Source organism: Clostridium sp. JNZ J1-5 (assembly GCF_053901425.1).
On sequence record NZ_CM132773.1, the window covers coordinates 2,973,568 to 2,989,597 of the forward strand.

General features: G+C 30.4%; 15 protein-coding genes. 7 read left to right on the forward strand and 8 right to left on the reverse strand.

The window, feature by feature from the left end:
* Positions 1–167 precede the first annotated feature (167 nt).
* The 4 genes from ACWW38_RS14325 to ACWW38_RS14340 all read right to left on the reverse strand — a co-directional run bounded on the left by ACWW38_RS14325 (position 168) and on the right by ACWW38_RS14340 (position 3,489).
* Positions 168–1,493 (reverse strand): sialidase, encoded by a 1,326-nt coding sequence (locus ACWW38_RS14325; RefSeq protein ID WP_456258204.1) that lies wholly within the window; start codon positions 1,491–1,493, stop codon positions 168–170.
* 68 nt (positions 1,494–1,561) lie between these two features.
* Positions 1,562–2,494: a DUF4097 domain-containing protein gene (locus ACWW38_RS14330; protein WP_456258205.1), complete on the reverse strand. Its 933-nt coding sequence runs from the start codon at positions 2,492–2,494 to the stop codon at positions 1,562–1,564.
* Positions 2,495–2,498: 4 nt separating this feature from the next.
* Positions 2,499–3,155 carry a permease prefix domain 1-containing protein gene (locus ACWW38_RS14335; protein WP_456258206.1) on the reverse strand — a complete coding sequence of 219 codons (657 nt, stop codon included), beginning with the start codon at positions 3,153–3,155 and terminating at the stop codon, positions 2,499–2,501.
* Position 3,156: 1 nt separating this feature from the next.
* A complete protein-coding gene (locus ACWW38_RS14340) occupies positions 3,157–3,489 on the reverse strand; it encodes a PadR family transcriptional regulator (RefSeq protein ID WP_456258207.1) in 333 nt (110 codons plus the stop codon).
* 363 nt (positions 3,490–3,852) lie between these two features.
* On the opposite strand from ACWW38_RS14340, the gene ACWW38_RS14345 reads away from it, so the two are divergent.
* Together ACWW38_RS14345 and ACWW38_RS14350 are read left to right on the forward strand one after the other, a co-directional pair.
* Positions 3,853–4,890, forward strand: coding sequence for an SPFH domain-containing protein (locus ACWW38_RS14345; RefSeq protein ID WP_456258208.1), 1,038 nt, complete (start codon positions 3,853–3,855; stop codon positions 4,888–4,890).
* A gap of 32 nt (positions 4,891–4,922) precedes the next feature.
* Entirely contained in the window at positions 4,923–5,093 is a 171-nt protein-coding gene (locus ACWW38_RS14350; protein WP_456258209.1) for an Arc family DNA-binding protein, read from the forward strand.
* 65 nt (positions 5,094–5,158) lie between these two features.
* Here the strand turns inward: ACWW38_RS14350 and ACWW38_RS14355 are convergent, their stop codons facing one another.
* Positions 5,159–5,365, reverse strand: a complete 207-nt coding sequence (locus ACWW38_RS14355) for a helix-turn-helix domain-containing protein (protein WP_456258210.1) — start codon at positions 5,363–5,365, stop codon at positions 5,159–5,161.
* Between the two features lie 10 nt (positions 5,366–5,375).
* Complete coding sequence (locus tag ACWW38_RS14360) at positions 5,376–5,852, reverse strand: DUF2975 domain-containing protein (RefSeq protein ID WP_456258211.1); 477 nt, start codon at positions 5,850–5,852, stop codon at positions 5,376–5,378.
* 189 nt (positions 5,853–6,041) lie between these two features.
* Here ACWW38_RS14360 and ACWW38_RS14365 point away from each other — a divergent pair, with 189 nt between their 5' ends.
* The 5 genes from ACWW38_RS14365 to ACWW38_RS14385 all read left to right on the forward strand — a co-directional run bounded on the left by ACWW38_RS14365 (position 6,042) and on the right by ACWW38_RS14385 (position 12,067).
* A complete protein-coding gene (locus ACWW38_RS14365; protein ID WP_456258212.1) occupies positions 6,042–6,737 on the forward strand; it encodes a response regulator transcription factor in 696 nt (231 codons plus the stop codon).
* A gap of 4 nt (positions 6,738–6,741) precedes the next feature.
* A complete protein-coding gene (locus tag ACWW38_RS14370) occupies positions 6,742–7,983 on the forward strand; it encodes a sensor histidine kinase (protein ID WP_456258213.1) in 1,242 nt (413 codons plus the stop codon).
* A 305-nt stretch (positions 7,984–8,288) separates the two neighbouring features.
* Positions 8,289–8,969, forward strand: a complete 681-nt coding sequence (locus ACWW38_RS14375; RefSeq protein ID WP_456258214.1) for an ABC transporter ATP-binding protein — start codon at positions 8,289–8,291, stop codon at positions 8,967–8,969.
* 16 nt (positions 8,970–8,985) lie between these two features.
* Positions 8,986–11,499 (forward strand): ABC transporter permease, encoded by a 2,514-nt coding sequence (locus ACWW38_RS14380; protein ID WP_456258215.1) that lies wholly within the window; start codon positions 8,986–8,988, stop codon positions 11,497–11,499.
* Between the two features lie 160 nt (positions 11,500–11,659).
* A complete protein-coding gene (locus ACWW38_RS14385; protein WP_456258216.1) occupies positions 11,660–12,067 on the forward strand; it encodes a hypothetical protein in 408 nt (135 codons plus the stop codon).
* Positions 12,068–12,161: 94 nt separating this feature from the next.
* Here the strand turns inward: ACWW38_RS14385 and ACWW38_RS14390 are convergent, their stop codons facing one another.
* Together ACWW38_RS14390 and ACWW38_RS14395 are read right to left on the reverse strand one after the other, a co-directional pair.
* Positions 12,162–14,189, reverse strand: a complete 2,028-nt coding sequence (locus tag ACWW38_RS14390) for a methyl-accepting chemotaxis protein (protein WP_456258217.1) — start codon at positions 14,187–14,189, stop codon at positions 12,162–12,164.
* Between the two features lie 324 nt (positions 14,190–14,513).
* A complete protein-coding gene (locus ACWW38_RS14395; protein ID WP_456258218.1) occupies positions 14,514–15,782 on the reverse strand; it encodes a DUF5050 domain-containing protein in 1,269 nt (422 codons plus the stop codon).
* Between the last annotated feature and the right edge of the window lie 248 nt (positions 15,783–16,030).

The following is a 16,030-nucleotide window of genomic DNA, read 5'->3' on the forward strand; positions in this document are numbered from 1 at the left end:
TAATATGAAAATTTTGTTGTTTTCTATAGGTATCTATGCTTATTTTGTATAACACTATTAGTTCTCATAGTAATATAATTATATATTGTACAATATATGGTATCAAGCTAGACAAGGATTAAATTACAAATAATAAAGAGCTGCTTTAAATAAAGCAGCCTCTTATACTAATCTCTCCAGATGTGCCACATAGCATTATTTGTACCTCTTGCAAATACGTCAGTTCTGTTTGGTCCCCAGGATACTGCAGTAGGGTCTGAGGTTAAAATTCCTCCAAGATTGCTCCAGTTACTCCAGCGAGAACCATTCCAAGACATAGTGATTAATTGATTATTTTGTCCTCTAGCAAATACTTCAAGTCTATTAGCTGCTCTAGAGGATACTGCAGGAGCAGAGGTTATATTACCACCAAGGTCTTCCCAATTGCTCCATCTAGAACCATTCCACCATATATGATATAAGCGATTTCCTTGGCCACGGGCAAATACATCAATTCTATTATTTCCCCAAGAAACAGCAGCAGGAGCAGAGGTTAAGTTACCACCAAGACTTTCCCAATTACTCCAACGAGATCCATCCCACCATTTATGATAAAGAGCATTATCAGTGCCCCGTACAAAAGTATCTAATCTATTTGGCGCCCAAGAAGAAACGGCAGGTGAAGAAGTTAAAACACCACCAAGATCTTCCCATTGACTCCATCTAGAACCATCCCAAAATATATGCCACATAGCATTATTTGTGCCACGAGCGAATACATCAATTCTATTAGGTCCCCAGGAGACAGCGGCAGGGGCAGAAGTTATTGTTCCACCAAGATTTTCCCAATCACTCCACCTAGAGCCATTCCACCATTTATGATATAAAGCATTATCACTGCCAGCTACAAAGGTGTCAAGTCTATTAGGTGCCCAAGAAGAAACACCAGGAGCTGAAGTTAAAACACCACCAAGGTCTTCCCATTGACTCCATCTATCAGGGGCAGGGCCAGGTCCTGGAGTAGGAGGGGTAACCATATTTCTAAGTGTAAATTCGATTACACTTCTAAAAGTACTATTTACTACATTATTAGGTACCCCTGCAGCACGAAGAGAAATAAATATCCAAGAATAACTTCTCCTAAAATCATTGAATATTGCATTTGTTCTTTGATTTATGTTTCCGGTATGTCTTGGAGCATTGTCTATTGTAAAAGATATAGCCAATCTAAAATAAAGGTTAATTGTAGTTCTACGAATTCCATATCTTTCTAAATTTCTAAAAAGCTGAGGCTGCTGAACAGTAAGCAATCTTAATATTCTGTTTACTTCTTGTTGAGGAGCTCTCATACCATAATGTAAGTAATCTTCATCAGCAAAATCATAAGATCTTTCAAAGTCATCAAAGTCATCAAGATCAATAAAGTCATTGTAGGTTCTTAAATAGTTTGCTGAGAATGGACATACGGTTCTTTGTGGACAAAAATGACAATAAAAAATTGGGTTATTATACATTAAATTAAAACACCTCCAAACCCTTATCACTTATAGTTTATGATAAAGACTAGGAGATGCTACAATAATCATTGGAGTATTTTTATATCACCAGAAGAAGTATTAACATCTATTTTTTTATAAGGTCCTTTGCCAACTTTAGCATTTGCCTTGTTTTTATCTTCATTTTCATAGTTTAATTCAAAGTTTGAAGTTATATCTCCAGAAGAGCATTTTCCATGAAATTCAAAGCTTAAGTCTTTAGACATAGTTAATTTTATATCTCCAGATTGTGCAATAACTTTGGTATATTCACTTATATCTTTATATTCTATTTTGATATCTCCAGATGAAGCTAATACTTCCCCAGTACCAGAAAGAGAATTTATTGCTATATCTCCAGAAGAGGTTTTTATATCATAAGATTTAATCTTTAAATTTTCCGCCTTAATATCTCCTGAACTAGACTTCAAAAGTATTTTATTAGCATTAATACTATTAGCATTAAAGTCACCTGAACTTTGGACACATTTTAAATCATTTAAATTTATATCTGAGTCAAAGATAACATCTCCAGAGCTTAGATGAATATCTAAGTCTTTTATATAATTCTTAGGAATATATATTTCGATTTCTCTGCTAAGGCTGCCAAAATTGAATATATTGAAGTTTATATTAATAGTATCTTTTTCAATTTTTATAGTATTGTTTTCTCTCTTAATAGTAAACTTTTCGTTTTCTTTAAGTTTTTTGCTGGACTTTTCAATAACTCTCATTTTGGATTCATCTGTGGTGCGAACAATTACATCATCGCTAGAAAAGTCTATTTTTATTTCATTACAGCCATCTAAAGATACAGTTTCATCTTTTTGAACTGTAGGTGAAGCTTTACTAAATGTTATAAAATTAAATATATTTTTATTTGCTCCACCATAGGCTATACCACGCACTAGAACTCCTGAAAGAAAAATGGCTATTGCTGCCCATATTATTATTCGTACTATTATAAGACGTTTATTCATTTCTTCACTTCCTTAATTCAAAACTTAATGTTATGATTTTTTCTACAGCTGACCCTATTATAAATATAACCCAGGAAAATGCCCAAATTCCATAAGTGAAGCTTATGATGAAATAGAAAGCAACAATAACAAGCCATACTATAGATTTTATAGATTTAAGAATTTCTTTTTCTTTGCTGTTAGCAGATTTCCATTCTTTGAACTCTTCTACTATTGTATCGTCAGTTTTTAGATACTTAGGACGTGAAGCTGCATTATATATAATAAGACCAGTGGCAATAGCATCTATTGTAAGCATAAGGCATACACTAATAGATTCGTTTGCATAAAAAACTTCAGTTAGTAGTATTAGTACAACTACACTCATTATATATAAGCCTACAGAAACAGATAGAATTAGTGCACTTTTTTTGCGATGTTTCTGAGTTTCTTCATAACTTAAAACATCTTGTTCTTTTAAACCTTTTATAAGCTCATCTACATCCCCAATACCAGACATTACAATCTTAAAAGCTTCTTCTTCACTTTTACCAGAGGATACTAAGTCATTATACTTATCTATTAGATTAGATAAAAGTTCTTCCTTTAGCTCATTAGCCCTATGAGTTTTTGGCGCATTTTCAAATAAATTCTCAACGCTTTTTCGTAATTTTTCATTCATTTTATTTACCCCCATTGATCAATTTATCAATTAATTCTTTTGCTTCATTCCAGTCTTGCTTATTTTGTTTTAAAGAGGCTCTTCCTAAGGGTGTTATGGAGTAATACTTTCTTCTTGCACCTGTAGTTTCATCTCCCCAATAGGAGGTTATTAAAGATGCTTGCTCAAGCCTTCTAAAGGCAGAATATAATGTTGCTTCTTTTAGTTCATATTGATTATCAGTTTTTTCCTTTATGGATTTGTTTATTTCATAACCATAGCTATCCTTTTCTACTAAGTGTGCTAGAATAATAGTCTCTGTATGACCTCTTATAATATCTGAAGCTATAGACATATTCTCACTCCTATCCATGTATTTATATCTTTTTCTTTTGTTATTTCCAGTTTATATATATTATATGTTTATATACCTCGTCTGTCAATGTATATTATAAATTTATATATATTTTCTGATGAAACCCTTGGAAATAATTAGCGAGTAACAAAATCAAGCTAGCGGTATGTCCCTAGGTGTTTATTTAAAATTTTGATATAGAAAAATATATAACGAGGGCATATATGACTTTAAGTAAAAAAATTCACTTAAATGTATAGTATTGACAAACAACATATATTGATATACTATTAATGTAATATCAAAATGATATCAAATTAATAGTAGTTTTTTAATTTGTGAAAATAGAAAGGGGTCTTTGAAATGTCTGAGGTTGTCAATACAAAGGAAAAGCAATTACATTATAAAGAAATTGAACCGAAAGCCCAAAATGGTATGGTAATTTTATTATTAAATATTGTATTTATGATCCTTGCTATTGTTGGATTTATTTCTGGAATTATCCTCGCTAATAAAGGAACAAATTTTGTTCTTGCTATAATTTTAATCATTGCAGGAGCTGCTTATTTTTTCCTCATAGGTCCAATCATATTTGCTGGATTGAAGGTACTTAAGCCTAATGAAGCTCTTGTTTTGACTCTTTTTGGAAAGTATTACGGTACGCTGAAAGGAGAGGGATTTTTCTTTGTCAATCCTTTTGTAACAGCCGTAAATCCAGCAACTTCATCAACATCTACTGGTACCGTATCAATTGAGCATGCTGCACCTGCCGGTAAAAATACGTTGCAGGCAACAAATGTAGGATTAGCAAATAAAAAAATTTCACTTAAAGCCATGACATTGAACAATGATAAGCAAAAAATAAATGACCAATTGGGAAATCCAATAATCATCGGAATTGTTGTCATTTGGAAGGTTGTAAACACAGCAAAGGCAGTTTTTAATGTAGATAACTACACTGAATATCTTTCTATTCAATGCGACTCTGCACTTAGAAATATTGTTTGGCTATACCCTTATGATGCAACAAGTGAAGATAACGAAAAATCTTTGCGTGGTAGTAGCCAGGAGGTTGCAGAAAGAATAAAAGTTGAAATACAATCAAAGGTTGAAATTGCTGGTTTAGAAATTTTAGAGGCAAGGATTACTCATTTGGCTTACGCACCAGAAATTGCAGCCGTAATGCTCCAAAGGCAGCAGGCTTCTGCAATTATTGATGCAAGACAGATGATTGTTGAGGGAGCTGTTGGAATGGTGGAAATGGCTCTTTCAAAGTTAAATGAAAATGATATTGTAAATCTAGATGAGGAACGAAAGGCAGCAATGGTTAGCAATTTGCTTGTTGTCCTCTGTGGAAACAAAGATGCTCAGCCAATTGTCAATAGTGGTTCTTTATACTAATAAAAATAAAGGTAAAGGAGTGATGGCGATATATGGAAAATAAGGGAAAAGATAAAAAACAGGTGCTGCTAAGATTATCGCCATCTCTTTGGCAAGAGCTAGTAGCTTGGTCAGAAGATGAATTTCGCTCAATAAACGGTCAAATAGAATATCTATTAACAGAGTGTGTAAAGCAAAGAAAAAAGGGGAAAAAGGATATCTAGAGAAAGCATCGCTATTATAGCAATGCTTTTTTATTCTGGAAATTTTTAAAAGTATCTAGATATTATTAATCCTCTCTGTATTCAAGAATATCTCCAGGTTGGCAGTTTAGAGATTCACATATAGAATTTAAAGTTGAAAATCTAATGGCTTTAGCTTTTCCGTTTTTTAATATAGAAAGATTAGCCATTGTTATTCCAACTTTTTCAGAAAGCTCTGTAACACTCATTTTTCTTTTAGCTAACATGACGTCAATATTAATTATAATAGCCATACATTTCACCTCAAATAGTCAAATCATTTTCTGATTTAATTTTCAATGCTTCTTTTAATAGTTCCTGAAGAATAGCTATAAACAGTGATATAGTTAAGGTAGTAAAAATAATTGCTAAACTTATAATTGCAATTCCAGGATGGAGTATATGGTGGAGTGCTAGATAAAAAATTCCAATTAAGTATAATATAATTATAATAGTAGCACAATTTTTAATATATCCTAAGGAATTTACAGCTAATTGAGAAAATGCTTTTTTATTTCCAACGTAATTTAAAAGTTTTAGAGCTTCATATAAAGAAAAGTAAAAGGGAATGGTAGTAGCGTATATACTGATAAGAATAGGATATTTTAAATAAGCATACTCAGGATTCATTTTTTCAGTGCTTGTGGCTAACTGTGGTAACCATAATGTACATACCAAAAGTAGGATAGCTCCTATTATAATAATAGATAGTTTCAAAAAATTAATCCTTCTATTTTTCATGAAGATACCTCTTTCTATTATTTATTTTTATCATTAAATATAATATATCATTGTATTTATTGCTTTACAATAAATTTTTATTGCATAATAGTAAAATAAAAGTGTGGGAATGGAGAATTGATTTTCCTAATATATAAAAAAATGATAAAATAAAGTTCATTTTATTGAATGTAAGAAAGGAATAAGCATATGAATAGATTATTGTTAGTTGAAGATGATAAGGCTTTATCTATGGGAATAGAGTTTACTCTTAAAGATGAGGGATATGAGGTTTTAACTGCTGCTACTTATCAAGATGGACAATCTCTATTTGAGAGGGAAAATTTCGATTTAATAATATTAGATGTAAACTTACCTGATGGAAATGGATATGAACTTTGCAAGCATATTAGAAGCAAAAGTGATGTACCTGTAATCTTTTTAACTGCTTTAGATGAAGAGGTAAATATGGTACTTGGCTTTGAAATTGGAGGAGATGATTATATAACTAAACCTTTTAGAGCAAAGGAGTTACTCCTAAGAATAAAGGCTATTTTAAGAAGAAATTCCAAGGTTCAGGCTTCTGAAAATAAGTTAATAAGCGGGGACATAATTGTAGATATCTCTACAGCTCTTGCTAAAAAGAAAGGGAAGGAACTATCTCTTACAGCACAAGAATATAAGCTTCTTCTTATATTTATGACTAAAGCAAATCAGGTGATAAAAAGAGATGAAATACTAAAAGAGTTAATAGAAGGAGCAGAGGCTTTCTTTGATGAAAATACACTTTCAGTGTATATAAAGAGAATAAGAGAAAAGATAGAAGAAAATCCTAAAGAGCCAGGGTATATCCTAACTGTACGGGGGTTAGGATATAAGTGGAATAAAGAAGTAACTAAGGAGTAATATTATGAAGAGATATTTTAATAATCCAGAAATAAAAAAGAGCTCTGCAAGCTTTATATTTGTAATGACTATTTTTTTAGTGTGCAATTTTATCATAATGAGAGTCCACAATGAAAAATTAAAAGATGATTACATAAAGGTTTTTGCAAGTGTTACAGCAAAAATAGTGGAAACTGATCCTAAGCTTGAAAAAGAAATAGTACCTCTTTTAGTAAGGGAAGTAACTCCTCAGGAAGAAGAAAAAGGCAGAGGAATTTTAAGACAATATGGATTAAGTGAAACTCTTGACACAAGTCTATTCCCTTATATAAAGGGGAGTTTTAAAAGTATGGAATTAAGTATAATTTCTATTGGGCTCATTCTTACAGTAATACTTTTCATCCTTAACTATCTTCAATATGGTTATTTTTATGAGCTTATGAGAAATTTTAGCTCTGCAGCAAAGAGGATTGTAGAGGGGGATTATAATTTGAAACTAAGTGAGGAAAAAGAAGGTGATTTATCAAAGTTTACAAGTTCTTTTAATTCTATGGGTGAGGTTATTAGAGGAAATATATATGCTCTTAATAAGGAAAAAAGCTTTCTAGTGAACTTACTTTCAGATATTTCCCACCAATTAAAGACTCCTCTTTCTACTATGATTTTATATAATGATATTTTACTTAATAAAAATTTGACTAAAGAACAAGAAATTGACTTTTTAAAGAATAATGAAAATCAACTTAACCGTATGAGATGGCTGATTTTAAATCTATTAAAACTTGCTAAAATAGATGCCAATGCCATCGAACTTGAAATAGAGAATCAGAATTTAAATGAAACTATAGAAGATGTTTTGGAAAACATAGAGAGCAAAGCTTTGGAGTCTAAGGTTAAAGTAGAGTTTATTCAAAGGGATATAATATATTTAAAGCATGACAGGTTATGGCTGCAGGAAGCTCTAATCAACATAGTTAAAAACGGGATAGAACATTCTGGTGAAGGGGGAAGGGTGTCGGTTAACGTTGAAGATAACCCTATATACACTAGAATAGTAATAGCAAATACTGGAGAGGCTATTCCGGAAGAAGAATTGCCTCATATATTTAAAAGGTTTTATAAAGGAAAGAAATCAGCGAAAAGCGATTCTATAGGCATAGGACTAGCCTTAGCTAAAGCCATAATTGAAAGACATGGAGGATATATTGAGGTTTACAGTAAAGCTACAGAGGAAACAAAATTTATAATTACCTTCTTGAAATATTAAAGTTATCTTACAAAACTGTAAGATAACTTTTTTCTTTGTAAGCTCCCTGTCATGGAGGCTTTTTTTTAAGGAGATTATAATAACATTACAGGTAAAAAGTAAGAAGTAAGAACTAATAATTAATAGTTGTGGTGAAAATTCAGCCTTGCTGAATTTTTTCATAAACTTTTACTTTTTACTTCTTAGTTATTACCCATTATTACTTATTAGTTCTTATCTATAAAATAGAGCCAAAATAGCTATAGTAGGGACTAAATTAAAAATCGTCTTGAGAATTATAGAGAATAATATATGGAGGTAAAGAAATGGAGATATTAAAGATTCAAGGTTTAAAAAAAGAATACGGAAAAGAAGGAAATAAAGTTGAAGCCTTAAGTGGTGTGGACTTAAGTATAAATAAAGGTGAGTTTGTGGCTGTAGTAGGACCTTCAGGTTCTGGTAAGAGTACTTTGCTTCATCTTTTAGGGGGACTGGATAGACCTAGTGAGGGAAAAGTTATTATAGATGGAGAGGATATTTACAAATACAAGGAAGATAAACTTGCCATATTTAGAAGAAGAAAGATAGGCTTTATATTTCAATTCTTTAACTTATTACCGGTATTAGATGTAGAAGAAAACATAGCTTTACCAGCTTTACTTGATAATGATAAGGTAGATAAAAATTATTTAGAGGATATAATAAAGCTTTTAGGTTTAGAAGATAGAAAACACCATTTACCATCAGAGCTTTCAGGAGGTCAGCAGCAGAGAGTATCTATAGGAAGAGCCCTTTTAAATAAGCCTTCTATAATACTTGCTGACGAGCCTACTGGAAATCTTGATAGTAGCAACTCTAAAGAGGTTATTGAGCTTTTAAAGTTTTCAGCTAAAAAATACAATCAAACATTAATTTTAATCACTCACGATGTAAACATAGCTTCAAGTGCAGATAGAGTGATAACAATTATGGACGGTAAAATAGTTTCGGACAAATATTTAAAGTAAGTTAGGAGTGAAAAAGATGATTAGTAGTTATAAAGAGATAACTTGGAAATATTTAAAAAGCAATAAAAAGAGGACTATACTAACTTTAATTGGAATTATATTGTCTGTAGCTTTAGTGTCTTCAATAGGATTTTTTTTAAAGAGTATGCAAGAGGCTATGATACAGGATATGAAAAACAATTATGGTTCTTGGCATATTACATATTCTAAAGTGAATGATGATTTAATTACAAAAATAAAAAGTAATCCCAATGTTTTAAGAATCGGAACCTATTCAGAAGGAAAAGAAATAACTATAAATAACAGCATAAAAGCTAAAGAGATATTCGCAACAGAAGATGGAGCAAAATTGCTGCCTTACACTATTAAAAAAGGTGAATTTCCTAAAAATGATAGAGAGGTAGCTTTAGAAAATTGGCTACTTTACAAGATAAAAAAAGATGCAAAGGTTGGAGACACTGTAAAGATAGGAGAAAAGGCATATACCTTAGTTGGAATATTAAATGACAGCTTTCAAAGTCAAATATCAGGAGAAGGACAGATAATTACAGCAAGCCCTAATAAGAATACAAATGCAAGAATGCTACTTGTAGAATTAAAGGTAAATAAAAAATTAGGAGCGAATATTACAGAGCTTAAAAAGCTTTCAGATGAAAAATCAGTAATGGAAAACACTAATTTACTAGCGATGCAAGGAGAGGGGTTTCCAAAAGAATTATTAGGTGCACTGATAGTAATAATAAGTATTGTTGGAATTGCAACAATAGCTGTTATATATAATGCTTTCCAGATAAGTGTTGTGGAGAGGGTTAAGCAATTTGGACTTTTAAGAGCTGTGGGAACTACTCCAAAACAAATAAGAAAAATAATTTTAAGGGAAGCTACCTTTCTGGCAGCTATAGGAATTCCTATAGGACTTTGTTGTGGGATAATTGCTCTATATGGAATAGACTTAGCTTTTAAAATTATTGGTAAGGGGGAACTAGTTTTTATTAAACCTACCATTACCTTAGATGTTTTGGTAATCAGTACTATGGTTGGATTAGTTTCAATCTATGCATCAGCAATGCTTCCAGCAGTATTTGCAGGTAAAATTTCCCCATTAGTTGCAATTAGCAGCAGAAATTCTATAGCAAAAGAAAAAATAAAGAAAAAAAAGAGTTTAATTGTGGGTAAAATTTTTGGATTCGAAGGAGCTTTGGCTTCGAAGAATATAAAGAGAAATAGAAAAAGATATAGAACAACAGTATTTTCAATAGTAATTAGTATAACTCTATTTATAACATTTAAGGCTTTTATGGATATGTCTTTAAATGTTTATGATGATATGAATGAGTCAAGTAATGTGCATTTTGCAGTGGTAGGAGATAATGATAAGAATATACTTGAAGAAAAAGTTATTCAAAGCATTGATAAACTACCAGAAACTAAAACTTCCTATAAAGTATACAATGCCAACTATTTTAAAGCAGCTATAGACACAACTAAAGAATTAGATTCTATAAAAAAAATAGGGGGAGTATATAAGAATATAAATTATCAGGGAAAAGATAAAACTCTACTTGATGCTTATTTAATGACTTATGATGATAAATCCCTTGAAGCTGCAAAGGATTATTTAAAAGAAGGGGATTTAAGTGAAGAAAAACTAAATAGTGAAAATGGAGTAATTATAGTAGGAAAAAATAGAATTTATAATGAAAAAACAGAAAATAATTTCTATGGACCTATAGCAGACTTAAAAGTTGGAGACGAAATACTTCTTCAAAACTATGAAGGACTACTTGATAAATTTAATAAAAATAACTCTGGAAAAGATAAAGCTGCAGAAGGTAATTTTAAATTTGAACAGGAAAAAGTAAAAAAGGTTAAAGTTTTAGCCATACTGAAAGACAGTCCTTTCAATTTTGCAGTAGAAGGAAGAGGTATTAAAATAATAACTACAAAACAGATGACAGAGAAATTAATAGGAAAGGATATAAAACCTTCAGCATTAAATATAAAGCTAAAAGATACAAAGCTGGAAAGTACAGCTAAAAATCATATTGAATCTATAATAAGTGGATCAGGAAATCTAAAATTTATAAATATTATAGATCAAAACAGAAAAACAAACGCTTCTATACTAATGGTTAAGATTTTGTTATTTGGTTTTGTTATAGTAGTATCTTTAATAGGCTGTGTAAATATTATAAACACATTGACTACAAATATAATACTAAGAAAGAGAGAATTTGCGGCATTAAAGTGTATCGGACTTACTCAAAAAGGGCTTAGAAAAATGATAACCCTAGAAGGAATGCTTTACGGAATTGTAGGAAGCATATATGGTTCAATAATAGGAAGTATACTTTCTTACGTGCTATACAATAACATGAACGGAGTAAGGGAGCAAGTCTATAGGTTGCCTATAGATTCCATAGCAATTGGCCTGGCAGGTGCTATGTTAATCGGATACATTTCAATTCAAGCACCACTTAAGAGAATTAAAAAAGAAAACTTAATAGATGCTGTAAGAGAAGACTTTTAAAGCAGTAAGGAGGATACCTGAAGATAAAATTTTCAGGTATCCTTTTTTTAATTAGCATTAATGTAAAACATTGCTAAAAATACAAAAATAGGATATAATATTAAAAAGCTGATTTTGGGTTGATTTATGGGCTATTTAGAAGATTATAGGGGGTAATATTATGATTACAGGTATAATAGTTGTAAATATTTTTCTTGCGGTTATATGCACAGTATTTATAGTTAAAAATTTTCTGGTATGCTATAAAGGAAGCGATAAAGGATTTAAAAATATATTTTTAATAGCTTTTATAATTGTAGCATTGTTTTGTGCATTAAATGGGGTATGGCAAGGAAATGTAGTAGGACAATATATAGATCATCTAGGTATTTCTAAAGGTGTGGAAGAAAAAGAAATAGCAATGCTGAAACAAATGATAGAAACAGGCAAAAGAAGTATTATAAGGACAACTATAATAGGCTATTTATCTTTTTTCATATCTTATGCTATTTATATAAATATTAAGAAAGAGATAAAAACAAATCTAGAAAAGCATAAAGAAAAATGGAATTTAAATAAATATAAATAAAAAACAGGAAAAGAAATGGCTTGCCAGAATAGGTGAGCCATTTCTTTTAATGTAAAAATAACTTATTTAGTTTTTGTCTAAATAGTTTAATAAGCTATAAATTAAAAATTTTAACAGCCTCTGTTAGTTCTTGAACCATAGAATTTAACTTTAAAATATAGGTGTCTAGTTCTTGCATTGCTGCAGATTGTTCTTCTGTAGAAGCAGATACTTCCTCTGAAGATGCTGCTGTTTCCTCTGCAACTGCGGAAACGTTATGAATATCTTTAATTACCTCTTCCTTATCCGTGTTCATATTTACTATGGATTTATTCATATATTGAACTTTTTCAGCTATACTCTCAATATTTTTCGATATTTTATTAAAAGTTTCTTCAGTATCATTAACCACATGGCCTTGATCTTTTACTGCATTCTTCACATTTAAAACTATATTTACAGCTTCATTAGTTTTAGATTGGATATCTGATATAATTCCTCCAATTTGTTTTGCCGAATCAGATGATTGTTCTGCTAGTTTTCTTACCTCTTCAGCTACTACTGCAAAACCTTTTCCTGCATCTCCAGCTCTAGCTGCTTCAATTGCTGCATTTAGAGCAAGTAAGTTTGTTTGTTCAGCAATACTGCTTATAGCTTCAATAATTGCTCCTACATTTGATGAACTCACTTTAAGTTCACCCATTATAATAGAAACTTTTTCAACGGCCTTGTCGTTATCATTGGTTTTTTCTAGTAGTAATTTCACAATATTTTTAGAACTCTCGTTTATTTCTAATACTATATCAGTATTGTTTTTCATTTCTCCAGAGTAATTATTTAGATTCTCTATTTCACTACCTACTTTGGATAATTTCTCAGCTACATCTTGAATGTTTTCTGATTGATTAGAAGAACCTTCAGCTATTTCTTGTACTGTTTTAGCAACTTCATCAATAGAGGTTGAAGTACTTTCAGAAGCACTAGTTAATGTTTCCACTGTTGATGATACTACGCTTATTGAGGAATTAATCTTATTAGTGAGCTCACGTATTCTTTCAGTCATAATATTAAAGCTATTAGCTAAATTTCCTATTTCATCTTTTGATTCTATTTCACACTTTACTGTTAAGTCTCCTTCAGCTGCTTTTCCCATAAGTAACGCTAATTTTCCTACAGGATTGGTTATTTTTCTTGAAATCATTATTCCTATCAGAATAGAAGCTGCTATTGCTACTAAAGTTACTATAGCAATTATTTTTAACATCTCGCTTGATTCCTTCTGAATTTCGCTAATATTAGTCGTTGCTGCTAATACCCAATTAACTTCTGGTACTACATCATAGGCTTGAACTTTTTTAATTCCGTTAAACTCATATTCCTTCACATCTGATGTAACTTTTTCTCCTTTTTTTATTGCTGCAATTACATTTTCAATAATAGTATTTCCAGAAGGTTTGGTTATCATTTTCTGATCAGGATGTGATAGAGTGATACCGGCTGAATCCACTAAGTACATATAGCCTGTTTCACCTATAGCCATTGCCCTTAAATATTTACTAAAATAGTCTATATATATTGAGCTAACCATAACACCAAGTACTCTACTATTTTCATCTTTAACGGGAGCTGCAAATACAACTATTGCTCTGCCGTCCACCTTTGAAATTAGTGTGTCACTAATATTAAATTCACCTTTTAAACCCTTTTGAAAATACTCTCTACTGTTAACATTAAGAACTTTAAGTGTTTTAGGATTACTATCTGAAATTGTTATTCCATTTGTATCAGCTAAAAATAAATGCTCATGTAATTCTAATTTATCGTACTCTTTTTTCAAAAAAGCATTTGCTTGTATACTTTCTGGATGATTCCCGGTAAAAAATTCTTCTGTGGAGTGTTTTTCTCTTAATTTAGCTGCTTCTATAATTTGTTTACTTTGAGCTAGCAGCTCAACTTGTTTTCTTTCTCCATTTATTAAAGAACTTATTATTTGTCTTTCCTGCATACCTACTGTTAGCAGGTTCTGTCTATTAAGTTTTGTAACCGTTTTCGAATTGAAATAATAAGCAAGTCCACTTGTTACTATAAGTACTACGATAACAAGGAAAGAAATCATTATAGGTAACTTTCTTTTAATAGTCATTTATTCATCCCCCTACCCAATATGTTGTTAGAATATTTGTTAATAATGAAAAATTGTAGATTATTACTATTATATCATATATATACCTTATATTTAAATATTTTCTCTTAATAAATGGCAAAGATAGGCAGAATTATTTGTTTATTCTGAAAAATATAGTGTATTATAGCTAAAGGTGTGATTTACGAAGGTTTATGAAATATTTGATTCGAATTCTATTATGAAAGGATATAAAGATGAACAATAATATAAAGCAGACATTTGTCAAATAAAAAAGCTATGCCTAGCTACAGCATAGCTTTTTTATTTGGTTATAAGCCAATTCTATTTAATAAATTGTTTTCCTGTTCCATCAGGTTTTATTTTAAAAAATATGCCATTATAGCCATAACAATAAATCCATTCTCCAGCAGAAATTATTGTGTTTATTTCTGTGTTATCTAGAGCTGTATCTCCAGTACCATCTACTTTTACTCTATGTAACACCCTTTTGCTTGAATCTGGAACAAAATTAATATAGTATACATAGTTGCCTATTACATTAGGTTTAGATACATTATTGTTAGTTAATTTAAGTTTTCCGTTTCCATTAACTGAAATTTTATATAATCTTCCTTCATCTGTTCTATCATAGTAGTAGATGTAGCCATTTGATATAGCCAGCTTAGTTGGTGGCAACTTACCAAGCAGGGTAGTTTTTTGAGTTCCATCAAGTTTAGCTTTGTATAATCCAGTATTATCACCATATACACTATAATATATCCATCCGTCAGATACATCAAAACCAAAAGTTCTTCCAGCATATAGTGTAGTTCTTGAACTACCATCTAGTTTAACCTTGCATAAATATTCCTGATTGTCATAAGAAAGACTAATATAATATATCCAGTCGTTTACTACTAATACATTCATAACTTCTTCGCCAATTATCTTAGTCTTGCCAGTACCATCAAGTTTCATCTTATAAAGACCTAAGTCATTTTGATTATTATAGTAAATCCAATTTCCCACAATATTAATGCTATCTGGATTATCCTTGTTAAGTAAAGTTTTAGAACTTCCATCAAATTTCATTTTATAAAATCCATTTAAATTTGGATCATCATAATAAATCCAATCTCCGCTAGTGGCCATCTTACCAGAATTAATCATATTACCAGCAGTATTTCCTTTTACTTCTGTAACATTTGTATTTGGGTCATCTTTTATAGTGAATTGCATTAATACATCTTGACTCATAACTTTACCAGAGGTTGATTTAATTTCACCTGCAGAAGAACTTATTTCTAAAGAATAAGTTTCACCATATTTATATCCTTCTTTTGGAGCTTGTACAATGAATGATTTGGAGTCTTGATTCATAGTTACAGTAATATTTATTTTATTACGATTTTTATCAAACACATAAATATTTTCCTTAATACTACTAGAATCTAATTGGAGATTACATTTTATTAACCACTGTTTATTAGGCTCTATATTTGTTCTTTTTTCAAATACTTTTGCTTCACTTTTACTAATAGCAAAAACTGTAGAACTAAAAAGTATTGTCAGGACTATCAAAGTAGTTAAAGATTTAAACAATTTTTTCATTATTATTCCTCCTTTTGTTGTTAAATATATTATATACCATTATTTTGTATTTTTGAATAATATGTTAATTTAACAATAAAAGTATTAATAATTTAAATTTTTACTATGTTTTTGAACTTTTGATAGATATATCTTATGGTTTGATATTTAAAGGATTAAAGAAGAAAGAAAAAGAAGATATTTTGACAGCTCTATTAGAATAGAAAGGAGTTTAATTAGAATAAGAGTGTTTATTACTAAATAGTTTA

What these genes read in the sequence shown, in the direction of transcription:
- ACWW38_RS14340 (WP_456258207.1), bottom strand. Translation starts at nt 3,489, where the DNA reads ATGTCTATAGCTTCAGATATTATAAGAGGTCATACAGAGACTATTATT.
- ACWW38_RS14380 (WP_456258215.1), top strand. Translation starts at nt 8,986, where the DNA reads ATGATTAGTAGTTATAAAGAGATAACTTGGAAATATTTAAAAAGCAAT.
- ACWW38_RS14325 (WP_456258204.1), bottom strand. Translation starts at nt 1,493, where the DNA reads ATGTATAATAACCCAATTTTTTATTGTCATTTTTGTCCACAAAGAACC.
- ACWW38_RS14350 (WP_456258209.1), top strand. Translation starts at nt 4,923, where the DNA reads ATGGAAAATAAGGGAAAAGATAAAAAACAGGTGCTGCTAAGATTATCG.
- ACWW38_RS14335 (WP_456258206.1), bottom strand. Translation starts at nt 3,155, where the DNA reads ATGAATGAAAAATTACGAAAAAGCGTTGAGAATTTATTTGAAAATGCG.
- ACWW38_RS14330 (WP_456258205.1), bottom strand. Translation starts at nt 2,494, where the DNA reads ATGAATAAACGTCTTATAATAGTACGAATAATAATATGGGCAGCAATA.
- ACWW38_RS14365 (WP_456258212.1), top strand. Translation starts at nt 6,042, where the DNA reads ATGAATAGATTATTGTTAGTTGAAGATGATAAGGCTTTATCTATGGGA.
- ACWW38_RS14355 (WP_456258210.1), bottom strand. Translation starts at nt 5,365, where the DNA reads ATGGCTATTATAATTAATATTGACGTCATGTTAGCTAAAAGAAAAATG.
- ACWW38_RS14385 (WP_456258216.1), top strand. Translation starts at nt 11,660, where the DNA reads ATGATTACAGGTATAATAGTTGTAAATATTTTTCTTGCGGTTATATGC.
- ACWW38_RS14390 (WP_456258217.1), bottom strand. Translation starts at nt 14,189, where the DNA reads ATGACTATTAAAAGAAAGTTACCTATAATGATTTCTTTCCTTGTTATC.
- ACWW38_RS14345 (WP_456258208.1), top strand. Translation starts at nt 3,853, where the DNA reads ATGTCTGAGGTTGTCAATACAAAGGAAAAGCAATTACATTATAAAGAA.
- ACWW38_RS14375 (WP_456258214.1), top strand. Translation starts at nt 8,289, where the DNA reads ATGGAGATATTAAAGATTCAAGGTTTAAAAAAAGAATACGGAAAAGAA.
- ACWW38_RS14395 (WP_456258218.1), bottom strand. Translation starts at nt 15,782, where the DNA reads ATGAAAAAATTGTTTAAATCTTTAACTACTTTGATAGTCCTGACAATA.
- ACWW38_RS14370 (WP_456258213.1), top strand. Translation starts at nt 6,742, where the DNA reads ATGAAGAGATATTTTAATAATCCAGAAATAAAAAAGAGCTCTGCAAGC.
- ACWW38_RS14360 (WP_456258211.1), bottom strand. Translation starts at nt 5,852, where the DNA reads ATGAAAAATAGAAGGATTAATTTTTTGAAACTATCTATTATTATAATA.